Annotated in this window: 17 protein-coding genes; 6 read left to right on the top strand and 11 right to left on the bottom strand. The window is 63.1% G+C overall.

Going from position 1 to position 16,683, the window contains the following annotated elements; genetic code table 11:
• The 4 genes from AC0L58_RS10355 to AC0L58_RS10370 are packed head-to-tail and all read left to right on the top strand — an operon-like array spanning window position 1 to window position 4,275.
• On the top strand, window positions 1-1,188 hold the full coding sequence (locus tag AC0L58_RS10355) for a cytochrome ubiquinol oxidase subunit II family protein (RefSeq protein ID WP_473683068.1): 1,188 nt from the start codon (window positions 1-3) through the stop codon (window positions 1,186-1,188).
• Entirely contained in the window at window positions 1,185-3,296 is a 2,112-nt protein-coding gene (locus AC0L58_RS10360) for a cbb3-type cytochrome c oxidase subunit I (protein ID WP_473683070.1), read from the top strand. Before AC0L58_RS10355 ends, AC0L58_RS10360 begins: the two co-directional genes overlap by 4 nt.
• A complete protein-coding gene (locus AC0L58_RS10365; protein ID WP_473683072.1) occupies window positions 3,293-3,916 on the top strand; it encodes a cytochrome c oxidase subunit 3 in 624 nt (207 codons plus the stop codon). The genes AC0L58_RS10360 and AC0L58_RS10365 overlap by 4 nt, the downstream gene beginning before the upstream one ends.
• Window positions 3,913-4,275, top strand: a complete 363-nt coding sequence (locus AC0L58_RS10370) for a cytochrome o ubiquinol oxidase subunit IV (protein ID WP_473683074.1) — start codon at window positions 3,913-3,915, stop codon at window positions 4,273-4,275. Before AC0L58_RS10365 ends, AC0L58_RS10370 begins: the two co-directional genes overlap by 4 nt.
• A 36-nt stretch (window positions 4,276-4,311) precedes the next feature.
• On the opposite strand, the gene AC0L58_RS10375 is transcribed toward AC0L58_RS10370, so the two are convergent.
• From AC0L58_RS10375 to AC0L58_RS10395, 5 genes are read right to left on the bottom strand one after another with little or no spacing between them, the layout of a single operon-like run.
• Window positions 4,312-5,016 (bottom strand): DUF6629 family protein, encoded by a 705-nt coding sequence (locus AC0L58_RS10375; RefSeq protein WP_473683076.1) that lies wholly within the window; start codon window positions 5,014-5,016, stop codon window positions 4,312-4,314.
• A gap of 27 nt (window positions 5,017-5,043) precedes the next feature.
• A complete protein-coding gene (locus AC0L58_RS10380) occupies window positions 5,044-5,937 on the bottom strand; it encodes a VOC family protein (RefSeq protein WP_473683078.1) in 894 nt (297 codons plus the stop codon).
• On the bottom strand, window positions 5,934-6,845 hold the full coding sequence (locus AC0L58_RS10385) for an SMP-30/gluconolactonase/LRE family protein (RefSeq protein ID WP_473683080.1): 912 nt from the start codon (window positions 6,843-6,845) through the stop codon (window positions 5,934-5,936). The genes AC0L58_RS10380 and AC0L58_RS10385 overlap by 4 nt, the downstream gene beginning before the upstream one ends.
• Window positions 6,846-6,855: 10 nt before the next feature.
• A complete protein-coding gene (locus tag AC0L58_RS10390) occupies window positions 6,856-7,305 on the bottom strand; it encodes a cupin domain-containing protein (protein WP_473683082.1) in 450 nt (149 codons plus the stop codon).
• Window positions 7,302-7,820 carry a DoxX family protein gene (locus AC0L58_RS10395; RefSeq protein ID WP_473683084.1) on the bottom strand — a complete coding sequence of 173 codons (519 nt, stop codon included), beginning with the start codon at window positions 7,818-7,820 and terminating at the stop codon, window positions 7,302-7,304. The genes AC0L58_RS10390 and AC0L58_RS10395 overlap by 4 nt, the downstream gene beginning before the upstream one ends.
• A gap of 245 nt (window positions 7,821-8,065) precedes the next feature.
• On the opposite strand from AC0L58_RS10395, the gene AC0L58_RS10400 reads away from it, so the two are divergent.
• Together AC0L58_RS10400 and AC0L58_RS10405 are read left to right on the top strand one after the other, a co-directional pair.
• A complete protein-coding gene (locus tag AC0L58_RS10400; protein WP_473683086.1) occupies window positions 8,066-8,911 on the top strand; it encodes a glucose 1-dehydrogenase in 846 nt (281 codons plus the stop codon).
• Between the two features lie 6 nt (window positions 8,912-8,917).
• Window positions 8,918-10,489 carry an FAD-dependent oxidoreductase gene (locus AC0L58_RS10405; protein ID WP_473683088.1) on the top strand — a complete coding sequence of 524 codons (1,572 nt, stop codon included), beginning with the start codon at window positions 8,918-8,920 and terminating at the stop codon, window positions 10,487-10,489.
• 39 nt (window positions 10,490-10,528) lie between these two features.
• On the opposite strand, the gene proB is transcribed toward AC0L58_RS10405, so the two are convergent.
• The 6 genes from proB to AC0L58_RS10435 form a co-directional block, all read right to left on the bottom strand.
• Complete coding sequence (gene proB / locus AC0L58_RS10410; protein ID WP_473683090.1) at window positions 10,529-11,719, bottom strand: glutamate 5-kinase; 1,191 nt, start codon at window positions 11,717-11,719, stop codon at window positions 10,529-10,531.
• 133 nt (window positions 11,720-11,852) lie between these two features.
• On the bottom strand, window positions 11,853-13,607 hold the full coding sequence (locus tag AC0L58_RS10415; RefSeq protein ID WP_473683092.1) for an AMP-binding protein: 1,755 nt from the start codon (window positions 13,605-13,607) through the stop codon (window positions 11,853-11,855).
• A gap of 169 nt (window positions 13,608-13,776) precedes the next feature.
• Window positions 13,777-14,433 carry a hypothetical protein gene (locus AC0L58_RS10420; RefSeq protein WP_473683094.1) on the bottom strand — a complete coding sequence of 219 codons (657 nt, stop codon included), beginning with the start codon at window positions 14,431-14,433 and terminating at the stop codon, window positions 13,777-13,779.
• A 37-nt stretch (window positions 14,434-14,470) separates the two neighbouring features.
• Window positions 14,471-15,325 (bottom strand): TrmB family transcriptional regulator, encoded by an 855-nt coding sequence (locus tag AC0L58_RS10425; protein ID WP_473683096.1) that lies wholly within the window; start codon window positions 15,323-15,325, stop codon window positions 14,471-14,473.
• Window positions 15,326-15,568: 243 nt separating this feature from the next.
• The gene (locus AC0L58_RS10430; protein WP_473683098.1) at window positions 15,569-16,051 is read right to left on the bottom strand and encodes a hypothetical protein; all 483 of its coding nucleotides are present in this window, start codon (window positions 16,049-16,051) and stop codon (window positions 15,569-15,571) included.
• Window positions 16,048-16,500, bottom strand: coding sequence for a flavodoxin domain-containing protein (locus AC0L58_RS10435; protein WP_473683100.1), 453 nt, complete (start codon window positions 16,498-16,500; stop codon window positions 16,048-16,050). The genes AC0L58_RS10430 and AC0L58_RS10435 overlap by 4 nt, the downstream gene beginning before the upstream one ends.
• Window positions 16,501-16,683 lie beyond the last annotated feature (183 nt).

Below are 16,683 nucleotides of genomic sequence, written 5' to 3' on the forward strand. Positions count from 1 at the left end.
TTGTGGAAACACGGCGGCCATCGGGCAGACGCGTGCGCATCGACGCACACGCGAGCCTCGGTTCGGCCTGAGAATGAGGAAAATGATATCGTGAATCGCACGGACGATTGCTCAAGCGCGCGCATTGGTGGCGAGCGAACCAGCGCGCGGACGGTTGGACTCTCCTGTTTGTTCCCAACATCGCACAAGCTCGGCGCACGCCGGGGCTTGGTGCTTCATGTGCTGCGAATGGCTGCGCTTTGCTGTGGCGTGCTGCTTCTGGCCGCCTGCGCGGGGGACAGCCATCTCACGTTTCTCGACCCGCAAGGACCCATCGCGCACCAGCAGCGTTGGCACTTCTATTGGGTGGTCGGCGTGATGGCCGTGCTGGTGGCTGGGCCGATCTTCCTGCTGCTGCCGCTCTTTGTCTGGCGCTACCGCTATGGCAATAAGAAACCCGGGTACACGCCGAAGTGGGAGTATTCCAGGTTCCTCGAAATCATGTCGTGGAGTGGTCCCGTCGTCATCGTGATCGTGCTGGCAACTTTCGTCTGGCGCGACACGCACAAGCTCGATCCGTACAAGCCGATCGCATCCCATCAGGCGCCGCTGCGGGTGCAGGTCATCGGTTACGACTGGAAGTGGCTGTTCATCTATCCCGACCAGGGCATCGCAAGCGTGGGCACGCTGGCGCTGCCGGTGGGACGACCGGTGTCCTTGCACATGACCTCGGCCACGGTGATGCAGTCGTTCTTCATTCCCTCGCTGGGCAGCCAGATCTATGCCATGGGCGGCATGGTGTCGCAGCTCAACCTGGAGGCAAGCAAGCCCGGCAAATCCCTGGGCGAAAACACCATGTACAACGGCAACGGCTTCCATCTGCAGAAGTTCTCGGCGGTGGCGATGTCGCCAGCCGACTTCAAGGCGTGGATCAACAAGGCGCGCACGACCGGCTTGCCGCTGGACGCAAAGAACCTGACGATTCTCGCGCGGCGCAGTTCCCGGGCAGACTTGATTGCCGCCCTGCCCGGCGCGCGCTCGATGGATGGCAACGTGTATTTCACGGGCGCCAGCAAATCGCTTTTCCCGGCCGTGGTCAAAGCCACCATGGAAGGAACGTCGACGCTTCCGGAGTCCGCCTTCGATCACAAACACGCAGCGACGCAGACCCATGACGCCGCCGATGCCGCAACGGAACAAACACGATGAACATCGCCGCCATCTTCGACCACCCGCTGGGGCGGCTGCAGTGGTCGTCGCTGCCGTTCTGGGACATGCTGCAGCATCCGACCAGGGGCAACGTCATCAACGGAATCATCGCTACCGGCGCCGCCTCCCTGGTGGTGATCGGAGCGGTCGTGCTTGTCGTGCTGCTGACCAGGTACAAGCTGTGGCGTCCGCTGTGGTCGAACTGGCTGACCAGCCCGGACCACAAGAGGATCGGCATCATGTACATCGTGATCGCCCTGGTGATGCTGGCACGCGCGCTGATCGAGGCGGTGTTGATGCGGGCGCAACAGGCGTTCGGACTGGGTGGCGGATTTCTCTCGCCCGAGCATTTCGCTGAACTGTTCAGCACCCACGGCACGATCATGATCTTCTTCATGGCGATGCCGTTCCTCACCGGCGTCATCAACTACGTGATGCCGATGCAGATCGGCGCACGCGACGTATCCTTCCCCGTGCTGAACTCGATCAGTCTCGGCCTGACCGCCGCTGGCGCCGCGCTGGTGATGGTCTCGCTGGTGATCGGCAAGTTTTCCACCGGCGGCTGGTTCGGCTATCCGCCTTACACGGAGGCCAATTTCAGCCCCGGTGTTGGGCCGGATTACTGGATCTGGTCGCTCGGTCTTGCAGGGCTAGGCTCGACCCTCACCGGCATCAACTTTGCGGTGACGATCTACAAGGAGCGGGCACCGGGCATGAAGCTGATGCGGATGCCGCTGTTCACGTGGACCGCGTTGTGCACCGCCATCATCATGATTTTCGCGATGCCGCCACTGACCGTGGCCACGGCGCAACTGGCGCTGGATCGCTACCTCGGCTTCCACTATTTCACGAACGACCTTGGCGGCAACATGATGAATTTCGCCAACCTGTTCTGGTTGTTTGGCCACCCCGAGGTCTACATCCTGATCCTGCCGGCGTTCGGCGTGTACTCCGAAACGATCTCCACGTTTTCCGGCAAGGCGCTGTTCGGTTACCGGTCGCTGGTGATGGCCACCATGACCATCGCGATCCTGTCGTTCACGGTCTGGCTGCACCATTTTTTCACCATGGGCCAGAACGCGAACATCAACGCCGTGTTCGGCATTGCCTCCATGCTGATCGGAATTCCGACCGGCGTGAAAATCTACGACTGGATGTGGACCATGTTTCGCGGTCGCGTGCGTCTCACGGTGCCAATGGTCTACGCGCTGGGCTTCATTGTGTTGTTCGTGCTGGGCGGCATGAGCGGCATCCTGCTGGCCAACCCCACCATCGACTACCAGGTCCACAACACGGTATTTCTGGTGGCACACTTCCACAATGTGGCCGTGCCGGGCGTGCTGTTCGGCATGCTTTCCGCCTACCACTTCTGGTTTCCCAAGGCGTTCGGTTTCCGCCTCAACGAACGCTGGGGCCTGATCTCGGCGCTGTGCTGGATCTTCGGCTTCGTCGGTGCGTTCTTCCCGCTGTACGCGCTGGGCATCATGGGCCTGCCACGCCGCACCGTAGCCTATACCGAAGCGCGTTATGTGCCGCTGGAATGGGTGGCTTTCGTGGGCGCACTGCTGATTCTGGTCGCTCTGCTGGCCTTGCTGTGGCAATTGTGGGTGTCGATCCGGGACCGCAACGACAATCGCGTGTTCGTCGGCGATCCCTGGGCAGGTCGCACCCTGGAATGGGCAAATTCTGCACCGCCGCCGGAGTACAACTTCGCGGTGATCCCGCACGTGGAAGGTCGTGATGCATTCACTGCGGCCAAGGAGCAGGGGCGTGCATACCAGCGGCCGGATACCTACGTCGACATCGAGCTGCCGAGGAACAGCGCGATGGGCCCGGCGATCGCCGCCATCGGCTTCGCGCTCGCGTTCGGTCTGGTCTGGCATATCTGGTGGTTGGTGATCGCATCCTTCCTCGCCGCGATAGCCAGCATGATCATTCGCAGCTTCGCGCGCGAGACGACCCGCATCGTCTCCGCGCAGCAGGTGCGGCAGGAACACCATCGGTGGGTCGATGCCGTCACCCAGGCCACGGCCGTGTCCCGCGCCGACGAATGCAAGCCGACCAACGTCGGGCTGGCCCGACAGGAAGCTGACGGAGTGGTCCCATGAGCGAGCAAGTGATCAAGCATCCGGGCCTCAACCTGGGGCCTGCGCACGGCAAGGACGACGAGGCAGCCGGAACCGTGATGTTCGGGTTCTGGGCATTCCTGATGAGCGATGCCATCCTGTTCGGCATGGTGTTCGCCACCTACGTGACTTCATTGCACGCCACCGCCGGAGGTCCGGGGCCACGCGACCTGTACGACATCAAAAGCGTGTTCAGCGAGACCATGCTGCTGCTGGCCAGCAGCTTCACTTTCGGCATGGCCTCGCTGGCGCTGAAATACAAGCACGGCAAGACCCGGCTGGTCGGCTGGATGCTGGTCACCCTGGTGCTGGGGGTGGCCTTCCTGGGTTTCGAGCTGCATGATTTCAGCAGCATGTTCGCCAAGGGCGGCGTACCCAGCCGCAGCGGCTTCCTTTCGGCGTTCTTCGACCTCGTGCCACTGCACGGCGTGCATGTCGCGGCCGGCTGCCTCTGGTTGATCTGCCTGCTGGGCCAGATCGCGCGTTACGGGCTGGATACGAAAACCAAGCTGGGCATCATGCGGCTGGCGCTGTTCTGGCACTTTCTGGACATTATCTGGATCGCCATCTTCTCGGTGGTTTACCTGGCGGGGCTGACATGAGCGAGCCAACACACACGGCCGAAGATCGTGCCGAACTCAAACGTGAAGAACGGCAGCACTTTCACTCCTACGTCTGGGGTGCCGGCCTGGCCCTGCTGCTCACGCTCGTGCCCTTTGCGCTGGTGCAGTGGACGCCCGGCGGCATTTCGCGCACCACGTTGTTGATCATCATCGGCGCGTTTGCACTGGTGCAGATGCTGGTGCACTTCCGCTTTTTTCTGCAAATCGGCTTCAAGAAGAAGCGTGACGACCTGCAACTGATCCTGTTCTCGGTGCTGCTGCTGACCATCATGGTGGCCGGCACGATCTGGATCATGGCGAGCCTGGCGATACGCATGGCGATCCCCGGGTCCCCGTGAGCAAGATGCCACCGCAGTCGGATGGCACTGACACACTCAGTGCTTGAGTACCTTCCCGCGCCGCTCGGCCCGGCGACGACGGCTGAAATGAACGTAGACCAGCGCGCTGACGACAGCAGCGTAGGCGCACCAGACCGAGGTGAAGGCATATTGCTTGAACCAGATGGTCAACAGGACGCCAGCCAGGTTCACCGCGCCCAACGCCACGATGTAGCGATAACCCGAAAAGAACAGCGCGCCGCAGGTGGCGATGACGTAAAGCACGGCGATCCACAAGTGGCTGCTGGCGGCGTTCCGGTACACCACGCTGTGCTCTTCCACGTAGATTGCCGTGGGAAATGTCACCAGCGCCCACAGCATGTATAGCGTCATGGCCGCGCCAAGCAGCAGGAACGGAAGCACCATCCGGCGGCGCGTGCGATCCGGCTCGATCAACCACACGCTGAGCGGGATCAACAGGGTCAGCAGCCCCTGCGCATACAACATGTAGGCGAAACCCCAGGGTTTGACCGCTCCCAGCACGCCATCCCCGGTCAGACCGAGCCAGACCGCACCCTCGGCGAACTGGTGCAAGGCAAACAGCAAGGGAATCGAGGCGAACAGCCACTCGTTGCGATGCCTGGTGCGCGCCAGGGTGCCAATTCCGATGACGCCAATGACGGCACTGCTCGCAAAGCTGGCGGTGGCGGAGAAACACATCGGCAGGCGCCCCTGAAATCGTTGATGAAGTATGCGGGGCATGGGTGATCCCCAAACGCGAGGTTCCCGTCAGCGCTCCGGCCAGACGACGGCGAGTCGATGCCCATCCGGGTCCATCAGATCCAGTACGGGCGCAAAGGACGCTTCGGGTCGGATGCAATGCTGGTCGGGCTCGAACACCAGGCAAGTTGCCGCCACGTCATTCGCACGCAGAGCGAGCTGGCCATCCTTTTCCGCATCGCCGTAGCACAGCAACTCCACGTGCGGTGTCGCCCGGGCCGGCTCCATCGCAATCACTTCCACCTGCGGATGCTCGAGACCATCGAGCCTGGCTTGTGCCGGATCGTCGTTCACGGAGCGCTGGGACTGCGTGAGCCCGAGTGACTCGTAGAAGGCCGCGCTCCGTTTGCCGTCTGCCACGCTGATCGCGGAGTGGTCGATGCCAAGGAACGGGCCGGCACCCTGCTGGGCCGCCCAGCGTGCCGGCATGTTGTCGGACGGAAAGGCCAGGAGCTCCAGTGGGTGGCCTTCGGGATCGCGAAACTTGAACGCGGTGACGCCACCGGACGATGCGGGCAGCTGTTGCGGGCCATCGCGCGTGATCGGAGTCCAGCCGGATACCCGTGACAACTGCGCCATCGCCTCGGCCATGTCGGTGACCACGATCGCGAAGTGCTGGAAGGCTTGATCCGAGGCGCTGCTGTCGGCGGGATAGTCGCGGCCGGGCTGGTCGACAAACTGCAACAGCTTGATTCGCTGCGCGCCTAGTTCCAGCGTGATGCGCAGCGCGCGCCCCGTGATCCCGAAACGCTCTTGTGCCCGCGCGCCGGAAAGATGCTCCACCGCGAGCCGACGAAACCCCAGCGCCGTCTCATAGAACGTCGCCAGCGACTTCGCCTGCGCGCTGCACAGGCGCAGATGCAGCAGACCCGCCACGTGAATGCCGGCAGTGCGTGAAGTCACGGCCATCCCGCACCTCGTCGATTGAGGAAGATCGCATACAGGGTGTGCGAACCGCCGATGAAGAGACGGTTCTTCCAGTAGCCTCCGAACGTGAGGTTGGACACCAGGTACGGCACCAGGATCTTGCCCAGCAGGCGCCCCTTGGGGTCGATGCAATGCACGCCATCTGCCGCGCTGGACCAGATGTTGCCGTCCTCGTCCATGGCGATGCCATCGGCAAAGCCCGGATCGACCTTGTGGAAGATCTCGCCACCGTGCAGTTTGCCCTTGGCGTCCACGTCGAACGCGCGGATGTACTGCTTGGGGTTTTCGGTGGTCATGTCGCCGGTTTCGCAGACGTACAGGCGCTTTTCGTCGGGCGAAAAGGCCAGCCCGTTGGGGCCGTCGAAATCCCCCGCGGCGATGGTGATCTTGCCGCTGTCGGGATCGAACCGGTAAAGCGCGGGCGACTGCTCGGATTCCTGGATGCCGCCCTCGTAATCGCGCTGGATGCCATACAGCGGATCGGAGAACCAGATCGTGCCGTCGGACTTCACGGTGACGTCGTTGGGCGCGTTGAGGCGTTTGCCGGCGTGCTTGTCGACCAGCTTGGTGACCTTGCCGTCCAATTCGGTGCGATAGAGGCAGCGATCGCGATGCGAGCAGGAGATCAGCCGCCCCTGGCGGTCGCGACATTGGCCGTTCGCGTAGTGCGATGGCTCCCGGTAGACCGAGACACCAGCATTCTCGATGTAACGCATGGTGCGGTTGCGCGGCAGGTCCTCGAACAGCAGGCAGTCCGCGTCACCCATCCACACCAACCCCTCCACCCAGCGGAAGCCCCCGGCAAGCTCCTCCAGCGGCGCATTCGGCAACACGTACTGATTGAAGACGGGATCGAAGGTGACAAAAGCATCGGTGTCGCTCATGACAATGGCCTCATTCGAAGACGCAGGGTGACTTCGGCGTGGGAATCCCCTCGAACTGCACCACCATCAAGACCGTCGGCGCGTCGCCCACCGTGGCCGATCGGTGGCCTTTGCGGCCGTCCTTTTCCTTGCAATGCTGGTCGCCACCGAAGGAAAGATCGCCCGGCCCCAACTCGACTTTCGTGCCATCCATCGACTCGACCGACCAGCGGCCGGACAACGGGATGATCCACTGCGGCTTCGGGTTCTCGTGCCATTCGCCGACCCAACCGACGGGTTGCACGGTGACCATGGTGGTCATCTTGCCGGTCGTCTTGTTGCCCTTCCACTGGGGATCGGCACCGCCGCCCATCGAACCCAGTTCGAACTCGGTGAGTGCACATTGCTGCTGATGGCTGACCCCGTCCTTGTCGGTCCAGATGTGCCAGTACGGCACGCTCGGCTTTGTCTGTTCGCTCATCGCAACACTCCTGCAGGCGGATTGGTGGCGTACACGTTCGGCGCGTGCAGATCCAGCGGCACCGAACTATAGGGATGCGAGGAAGAAAGCGGATGCAGCATCAGATGGGTGACACCGTAGGCGGTGCCCCCCGTCGCCAGCACCAGAAAGCCGCCGGCCACGGCGAAGTTCTTCAGGAAGTCCCAGAACACCTCGCGGCCCTTGCTCGGGCCGTTGAGGCGAAAGTCGTCGGCCTTCCAGAACTGCTTCCAGAGCAGCGCGGTGACCATGCAATAGCCGGCGAGAATCACCGCGGCCAGACGGTCGAGAACGCCGGTGAGTATCGCCAGCGACATCACCACCTCGACGAACAAGGCCACGCCGATCAACACCCAGGACAACGCACGCGAGTGCACGCTGCCCTGGGCCTGATCCACCGCTGCATCGGTGTTGAGCAGCTTGTCCATCGCACTGAACGGCAGGAACAACGCCACCAGCACGAGGCGGATGAGAAAGCTGACGACAAGACTGAACAAATGACCGACCCGGTGATGCCACAAGAATCAAGCATGCGAGTACCTCGGTGAATGGACTGTCGCCTTCCGGTCAACGGACTCGACACACTCCACGGAAAGCACAGCGACGCGAGCCACGATGGGGGCAGGCACCGACCCAGAATCGCGAGAACTTGCGCCAGCGGCCGGCCGCTTTGTCACATGCGCATGACGGCACGACGAGCATGCTGACGGCCTTGTGAAGCCCACTGCATGAGGATGTCTTCGTGTCGCAAACCGATCCCGAATCCACCGCTCCGAAACTTGCCGTCCCGAAACTGTTGAAAGGTCAGAAGGCGATCGTCACCGGCGCCAACTCCGGCATCGGACGTGGCGTGGCGTTGGCATTGGGCGAAGCCGGTGCCGACGTGGTGGTCAATTACGTCGTCGACGACGATGCAGCGCAGGCGGTGGTCCACAAGATTGAGGGTTTTGGCGTCAAAGCCACCAAGATCAAGGCCGACGTGTCCGACGAAGATCAGGTCGCGGCGATGTTCAAGCAGATGATCGGGACGTTCGGCACGGTCGACATCCTGGTGGCCAATGCCGGCTTGCAGCGTGATTCCGCCTTCAGGGAAATGACCCTGGCGGAGTGGAACAAGGTGATCGGCGTCAATCTCACGGGGCAATTCCTGTGCGCCCGCGAGGCGGTGCGCGAGTTCAGCCGTCGCGGCGTGGTGCCGGAAGTGTCCTGCGCCGCCGGCAAGATCATCTGCATGAGTTCGGTGCATCAGGAGATTCCCTGGGCCGGGCATGCCAATTACGCCTCATCCAAGGGCGGCATCAAGCAGCTGATGGAAAGCCTGGCCCAGGAAGTGGCGCCATTGAAGATACGTGTCAACGCGATTGCGCCCGGCGCGATACGCACACCCATCAACACCAGCGCGTGGAACACAGCCGATGCCTACAAGGCGCTGATGACGCTGGTGCCCTATGGCCGCATCGGCGAGCCCGAAGACATCGCGCGCGCAGCCGTGTGGCTGGCCTCGGACCAATCCGATTACGTGCTCGGCACGACCTTGTTCGTGGATGGCGGCATGACCTTGTACCCCGGCTTCGCCACCGGCGGCTGAGCGGGCATGTCCGACAATCACTACGACATCATTGTCATCGGCAGCGGCCCCGGTGGCGCCTCGCTGGCACACAAGCTCGCGCCCACCGGCAAGAAGATCCTGCTGCTGGAGCGTGGTGACTATCTGCCGCGTTCGGTGGACAACTGGGACTCGCAGAAGGTCTTCGTCGAAGGCAAATACCAGGCACCGGAAACCTGGTACGGCAAGGACGGCGAGACATTTCACCCGGGCTTGCACTACTACGTCGGTGGCAACTCCAAGGTGTACGGTGCCGCGCTGTTCCGACTGCGCGAGCGAGACTTCGGCGAGCTCCGGCACCAAGACGGCATCTCGCCGGCGTGGCCGCTGAAGTACGACGATTTCGAGCCATACTACGGCGAAGCCGAAGCATTGTTCCACGTGCATGGCAAACGCGGCGAGGACCCCAACGAACCGTGGTCCAACAGCCCTTACCCGTATCCCCCCGTGGCACATGAGCCTCGTGTACAGGCCCTGCACGACAGCCTGCAGAGCGACGGGCTGCATCCGTTCCACCTGCCGATGGGCATCCTGCTCGACGAGAAGGACGGCAAGACCGCACCCGACAGCCCGTGCATCCGTACGCCCTACTTCGATGGCTACCCTTCCCCGCTCAACGGCAAGGCGGATGCCCAGGTGATGTGCGTCGACCCGGCGCTGAAGGCACACCCCAATCTCACCTTGCTCACCGGCGCGTATGTTTCCACGCTGGAAACCGATGCCTCCGGCAGGACGGTTTCGACGGTCAACGTCACCCGCAATGGCGAGCAGGAACGCTACGGCGCCGACATCGTGGTCGTCGCCTGCGGCGCGCTCTCGTCGGCACTGCTGCTGTTGCGCTCGGCCAACGACAAGCATCCGAACGGTCTGGCCAACGGTTCGGATCAGGTCGGACGGAATTACATGCGTCACAACCAGTCGATCCTGATGGCCCTGCTGAAGGAGCCGAACAACACCGTATTCCAGAAGACCCTGGCCGTAAGCGACTGGTACTTCGGCAGCGATGATTGGGAATATCCGCTGGGCCTGATGCAGATGTGCGCGAAATCGCATGGGGCGCAGATCCGCGGCGAAGCCTTGCCCGAGTGGCTGGAGTGGCTACCGAAGATGCCGTTCGAAACGATGGCGCGACACTCGATGGATTTCTGGCTATCCAGCGAAGACCTGCCGCGCCCGGAAAACCGCATCCGCTACGACGGCGACAAGGTGATCCTCGAACTCACTGAAAACAACATGGAGGCGCACCATCGCCTCAAGAAGAAGCTCGAGCAGATGCTGAGCAGACAGAATGCCCATCCGGTACTGCTCGAACGCAAGCTGTATCTTGGCAAGAACATTCCGATCGGCGGCACGGCGCACCAGGCCGGTACGGCGCGCTTCGGCACCGACCCGACGTGTTCAGTGCTCGACCTGGACTGCAAGGCGCACGAGCTGGACAACCTCTACCTCACCGACGCCAGCTTCTTTCCCTCGATCGGCGCGGTGAATCCCACCCTGACCATCATCGCCAACGCCTTGCGCGTGGCGGACAAGATCAGGCAGCGCCTGTCGCCCGACTGATACCCTGTTGTTGCAGAGCCTGCGGCGCGGCGCTCCGTGTCACGGGGCAGCTCCGGAATGGCGTGACACCAGCTCCTCGTTGCGAGGATCGTGGGTAACCAGGTCGTCGCGATGCATCACCGGCTCACCGTAGGTATAACCCAGGCGTTCGGCGATTTCATGGGAATGACAACCGATGATGCGATTGATTTCCGCCGCGCCGTATTGCGTGATGCCGCGACCGACCGGATAGGTGTCGTCATCATTGCCACCTACCACTTCCACCACGTCGCCGCGGTGGAATTCACCGTCGACGGCGGTGATTCCGCGTGGCAGAAGCGACGCACCACCGGAACTGATGAGAGCACTTGTACTGTCATCAACGCGAATGAAGCCGTTGGCCGCTGGCGCATGGCGCAACCAGTACTTTCGTTCCTTCAGGCGTGATGACCCCGTGCGCAGACGTGTCCCGCGCAGCAGATCGCGTGAAAGCAGGCTGACCACCTGGTTGTCGCAACCATTGAAGAGGATCGTCTCGATCCCCGCGGCGGCGGCCTTCTCTGCGGCCTCCAGCTTGGTGCGCATGCCACCTGTGCCATGCGAAGTGCCGGCGGCCCCGGCCATCGCCATGATTTCGGGCGTCAATTCACTGACTTCGTCGATCGGCTGCGCGTCCTCGCTGTAACGAGGATCGGAGGTGTAGAGGCCATCGATGTCGGTCGCTATCAGCAGAAGGTCGGCATCGACCAGTGCAGCCACGATGGCCGCCAGGTTGTCATTGTCGCCGAGGGTAAGCTCGTCGATGGCCACCGTGTCGTTTTCGTTGACCACCGGCAACACGCCGTGCTTCAGCAACTCGCGCAAGGTCGAACGCGCATTGAGATAGCGGCGGCGATTGCGCAGGTCGTCATGGGTCAACAGAACCTGGGCCAGCGGGCGATCGAGCAGGCGCTGCCACAGCGCCACGGTGTGCGTTTGGCCCAGTGCGGCCATGGCCTGCCGCGCAGCGCTGCTGGTGTCGTCGTCGGAATGTTCCTTGAGCAGCATCCGCCCTGCCGCCACCGCGCCAGAGGACACCAGGACGATTTCGCGGCCGGATGCGTGGCAGGCCGTGATGAATTGCGCCAGGCCGAGCGCATAACGCGTCCCCAGACCACCGTTCACGGAGGCCAGCAGGCTGCTGCCCACCTTCAGTACGGCGCGCTTCCATGGCGGCACGGATTGTTCGCGAAATGGTCTGATTTTGCTCATCTGGATGGAATCGAACCTCTTGCGTACATACAGTGGTCGGCCTTGCAAAAATTGATGCACGAGTGCAGCAATTCAAGGGTTGCAGGGGGTCGGTAGTGCATTTTCGCGACGACGAGCAAGCAAGCAACCCGTCTCAATGACTAAAATCCCGGTCGAAATACTCGCCCGGCAAACGTTGATCGATGTCACGCGCAAGCTCGGCCTTGCGCAGATCGACGCGGCGGATCTTGCCCGAGATGGTCTTGGGCAGGTCCACGAACTCCAGCCGTCGGATGCGCTTGTACGGCGCCAGACGCCCGCGCACGAACTGGAGGATATCGCCGGCCAGTTCCATACTCGGCTCGCGCCCGACGACCAGGCTGACGAAGGCCTTGGGCACCGACAGGCGCACGGGATCGGGGCTGGGCACGATCGCCGCCTCGGCCACCGCCGGGTGTTCGATCAGCACGCTTTCCAGCTCGAACGGGCTGATCCGATAGTCGGAGCACTTGAACACGTCATCGGCGCGGCCGATGTAGGTGATGTTGCCATCGGCGTCGCGCGCGGCCACGTCGCCGGTACGGTAATAGCCGTCCGTACCGATATGCCGCGAGCGGCTGGCGTCGTCTGCATAGCCGATCATCAGCCCCAGCGGTCGCGGCTCCATCGCCAGGGCGATTTCGCCCTCGTCGGCCGGCTTGCCGTCGGCATCCAGCAGCTCGATCCGGAAACCGGGCGACGGCCGCCCCATCGAACCCGGGACCACCTCCTGCCCGGGCGGATTGCAGGCGATCGCCGTCGTTTCGGTCTGGCCGTAGCCATCGCGAATGGTCAGTCCCCACGCCTTGCGCACCTGCCCGATGACTTCGCTGTTGAGCGGTTCGCCCGCACTGCACAACTCGCGCAGGCTCATCTTGAAGCGGGCCAGGTCCTGCTGGATGAGCATCCGCCACACGGTCGGCGGCGCGCACATCGTCGTCACCGCATATTTTTCCAGCGCGCCAAGCAGGCCGACGGCATCGAAGCGCGCGCTGTTGTAGAGGAAGATGGTGGCCGCCGCATTCCACGGTGCGAACAGGCAACTCCACGCGTGTTTGGCCCAACCAGGCTGGCTGACATTGAGGTGGATGTCACCCGGCTTGATCCCGATCCAGTACATCGTCGACAGATGCCCCACCGGATAGCTCTGCTGCGAATGCATCACCAGCTTGGGCCGCGACGTGGTGCCCGAGGTGAAATACAGCAGCATCGGGTCTTCGGCATGCGTGATGCCGTCGGGCGTGAAATCGCTCGACAGCCGATAGGCCTGTGCATACTCATGCCAGCCACGAGGCGCCGCGCCCACGGCAATGCGGGTGAAGTCGAGGCCGACTGCCTCGAAACCGTCGCATTGGTCGGCCGCGGCAATCACGTACTTCACCTCGCCGCGCTGCATGCGATCGCGCAGGTCATCGCTGCCGGCCAGCATCGTGGTCGGCACCACCACTGCGCCAAGCTTCATGGCCGCCAGCGTCGCCTCCCACAGCGGCGCCACGTTGCCGAGCATCAGCAGGATGCGATCGCCACGCTTGACGCCCAACTCGCGCAGGAAGTTGGCCGCCTGGTTGGAGCGTGCCGACAAGTCCGCGAAACTCAGGCGCACCTCGCTGCCATCCTCGTCCACCAGCCACAGGGCCGTGTGCTCCGCGTGCTCACCGCGGGCAAGCTCATCGAAATAATCCAGCGCCCAGTTGAACTCGTTCAGCTCGGGCCAGCGAAAGTCGCGGCATGCACCATCCCGGTCGTTGCGATGCGCCAGCAGGAAATCCCGCGCGGCGACAAATCGTTGCAATCCCGTTTCCGATGCCATCTCGAATTCTCCCGATGCGAAGGCCGATGCCGCCAGCACGTTCCAGGACTCAACGACCATGATGCGCGCAGTCCGTCACTCAGCCTAGTCGCGCGCATGTACACCCCGCGTTAGCGCCATGCCGATCATGCTTTCGCCAAATCCGCATCTCGCACATACGACGAGGCGAGAGCCTGCGCCCTCGCCTCGTCGTGCCGGCTCGAGACTGCGAGCCGGCATGTGCCCGGTATCAGTGCAACGATGCCAGCTTCACGTTCTTCACCTTCAACGCCTGGGCGACGTCGTACATCGCCTGGTTGAGGATCTTGTGGGTGTTTTCATCGGCGCCATGACCATACTTGGCGTCGATGTCCTGCATCACCTGGACGTGGATGTCATGCGACAGTGCCTTGTCGAACAGGAAGCCCGACCACCAGGTACCGTCGGAGGTCGTGCCCGCGCTCACCAGGGTCTCGGCGAGTTTGACGCCCTTGAGGTCGGCCGGTGCGGCCGGCAGCCTGACGCCGGCCGCGGTGGCGCGCTTGAGTCCGTCCTTGACGGCAAACGTCATGCCATTGATGAAGTTCGTGACGTTCTCATGACCGTACTGCTTGGTCAGCTTGGCGACTTCGGCGTTGACCGTCTTCTCGCCCAGCATCGACACCAGCGCGGTGGAGAACTTGAAGTTGCTGGCGCCGCCACCGGCCTTGACCAGGGCTGCCGTGACCTCAAGCGCCGGCGCGCCATTGTAGGCCTCACCACCAAACCAGTTCATCGTCGACGCATTCATCTGCGACTGCGCCGCAGATGTTGCCGCCGGCGCTTCACCGGCCGCCATCGAAGTTCCGGCAAACGCAATGCCGCCCAGGGCCAGCACAGCCACCAATACATTTTTACGCATGTTCATGATCAAACCTCCATTACGTGGAAACGCGTCACGTCGTTCAGGGCGTGGCATTGCTCAAGTCGCGCATATGCGCGAGAAAATCTCTGGCCGGGTACAAGCTATCCAGCGCGTGCCGAGTCTTGGTCGGCAGCAAGTCTTCGAAGCGTCCGGCCAGCGCACCGGCCAGGATCGCCAACGTGGTGCTTTGCTGGATGTAGGCGGTGGCCAGTTCCACCACCAGGGGTTGTTCAGTGAATACGGCTGTGACGCTGGCGGGCGCGAAGTAACCGAGCACGGCGGCAAGGTTGTCGCTCACGATCAGCAGCCAGCGCGAGTCGCCCGAAGGCGTGGGATGGCCGCGGTGGATATTGCCCACACACCCACCGCACTCGGTCTCGCACCGATCCATGCACAACGTGGTAATCGCAACCCCGCGCTCGCGCGCTTCACGCAGGTGTGAAGCCAGTTGCGCCGCTTCCGAGGGTTGCAGTGCGATGCGCAGGCTCTTGGTGCTGGCATCGATCAGCTGTGCCGCGCGCTCGAGCACTTCGGCATCGCGCAGGTTGAGAACCAGCGGGGGATGGTTTTCCCGTGACAGCCGGGCCAGCGCCTGCCGTGCCTCGTCCATGCTCTTGCGCCGCTCGCCTTCCATGCGCTGCAGCAAGGCTTCCGGGGCAACGGCGACATACGCCGCGCCCGTCGGACGCTCGACCCGCTGGACGGCGCCGCGCAGCACCAGCTTGTCCGCCACCGCATAAATGTTCGCTCGCGGAATGCCGCTGGCCTTGGCCAGCGCATAGCCGTTGAGCTCACCGCCAGTCACCAGAGCGGTGTAGGCACGCGCCTCGTATTCGGTGAAGCCGAGTTGTTGCAGCGCATGCGAAGTGGTCGTGTCGTGTTTGTTAGTAGTCATAACAACAACTACTATACGCCGCAGGCACCGAGGGTCAACACATCACGGTGCGCGCTTCAGCTCTCGTCCAGCTTGGGTGAGCCGGTGCGAGAATTGGTCGCAGGAGTGGCGAAAAGCCGGCGGGCAAAGCCCGCCCTACGCGCCACGCTCCCGCCGCGCCGTAGGGCGGCCTCTGCCCGCCGGCTCTTCAACGTTACGCAAATCGCGCACCATGCCGGTCGCGACCCCACAGGCTGCCGGTGCTCAGGATGAGCCACGCAGCGCAGCCAGGACGAGGCCGACGACGGCACTCCCGCCGATGAACACCAGCAGTGCGCGATAGGCATGAATCGGCCAGCCTGCCTGTGCACGACGAGTCGCGTAGGCGAACATCGCCAGCGCCACTGCAAACAGCAAGGTCCCGGCCTGGACCAGCAGGCCGCACGACCACAACGTCCCGCCGACCACGCCGGTGCTGCCGAGGTTGAACATCACCCATTCGACCGCCCGCATCGACCTCGCCGTCTCGCTGGTCGCCAGCAGCGCCTGCCCCACGCCCAGCGCTGCCTGAGTCACGCCGACGACCAGCACCAGGTAGGCCACCGTCCACAACAACTTTCGACTCGGCGCGTGCGCCATCGCGGCAGCGAGCGCTCCGCCACCGATGATGGCGAGCGCTGCCATCACTGCAAATGGCAGCGCCGGGCTGATGCGTTCACACCACGAGAAACGTGTCGGCGCACTCATGCCTTGGCGCCGCCACGACGAAGCCGGATCACGACGTCGACATTCTCGTGCCAGCGCCGCGCTGCATCCTCATCCTCGTTATCCATCTCGACCGGCTCGAACAAGGTTTGCGCACCGCCGGCCTGCAGCCATCGGTGCAGCTGCCGCCCGAAACCGCAGAATTCGTCGTAATAGCTGTCACCCAGCGACAACAGGCCATAGCGAAGGTGCGGCAACGGCACCGGCTGGCCCATGCACTGGCGGCAGAACTCCTCGGCCATGTCCGGAGGATCACCGTCGTAGCAGGTGCTGACCACGAACAAGGCGTGGCCGATAGTCTTCAGCATCTCGAGGTCGAGCTCATCGAACGGCAGCAGCGTGCAAGCTACTCCGGCGTGTTGCAAGGAACGCAAGGTGTCGTGCGCAAGGTGCTCGGCCACGCCCGTTTCGCTGGCGTAGATCACCCGCACCGGAGGTTGTGTTCCCGTCAGGGAGGCAGGTGCGGGCGTGGCTGGCATGGAAACGACACGATGCATGCCCGCAAGCGAAACCGTATCGCCTTGAGCGGAAAACCATTCTGATCTGAACATGCCCATGCTGCTGCAAGCCTCCCGGATTGCGCCATGCCGTGCGCGGGTGCGCCCACTTCATGC

It is taken from the genome of Rhodanobacter sp. G2-10 (genome assembly GCF_055809185.1).

What these genes read in the sequence shown, in the direction of transcription:
- AC0L58_RS10420 (WP_473683094.1), bottom strand. Translation starts at nt 14,433, where the DNA reads ATGAACATGCGTAAAAATGTATTGGTGGCTGTGCTGGCCCTGGGCGGC.
- AC0L58_RS10430 (WP_473683098.1), bottom strand. Translation starts at nt 16,051, where the DNA reads ATGAGTGCGCCGACACGTTTCTCGTGGTGTGAACGCATCAGCCCGGCG.
- AC0L58_RS10415 (WP_473683092.1), bottom strand. Translation starts at nt 13,607, where the DNA reads ATGGTCGTTGAGTCCTGGAACGTGCTGGCGGCATCGGCCTTCGCATCG.
- AC0L58_RS10385 (WP_473683080.1), bottom strand. Translation starts at nt 6,845, where the DNA reads ATGAGCGACACCGATGCTTTTGTCACCTTCGATCCCGTCTTCAATCAG.
- proB (WP_473683090.1), bottom strand. Translation starts at nt 11,719, where the DNA reads ATGAGCAAAATCAGACCATTTCGCGAACAATCCGTGCCGCCATGGAAG.
- AC0L58_RS10375 (WP_473683076.1), bottom strand. Translation starts at nt 5,016, where the DNA reads ATGCCCCGCATACTTCATCAACGATTTCAGGGGCGCCTGCCGATGTGT.
- AC0L58_RS10390 (WP_473683082.1), bottom strand. Translation starts at nt 7,305, where the DNA reads ATGAGCGAACAGACAAAGCCGAGCGTGCCGTACTGGCACATCTGGACC.
- AC0L58_RS10425 (WP_473683096.1), bottom strand. Translation starts at nt 15,325, where the DNA reads ATGACTACTAACAAACACGACACGACCACTTCGCATGCGCTGCAACAA.
- AC0L58_RS10360 (WP_473683070.1), top strand. Translation starts at nt 1,185, where the DNA reads ATGAACATCGCCGCCATCTTCGACCACCCGCTGGGGCGGCTGCAGTGG.
- AC0L58_RS10405 (WP_473683088.1), top strand. Translation starts at nt 8,918, where the DNA reads ATGTCCGACAATCACTACGACATCATTGTCATCGGCAGCGGCCCCGGT.
- AC0L58_RS10370 (WP_473683074.1), top strand. Translation starts at nt 3,913, where the DNA reads ATGAGCGAGCCAACACACACGGCCGAAGATCGTGCCGAACTCAAACGT.
- AC0L58_RS10365 (WP_473683072.1), top strand. Translation starts at nt 3,293, where the DNA reads ATGAGCGAGCAAGTGATCAAGCATCCGGGCCTCAACCTGGGGCCTGCG.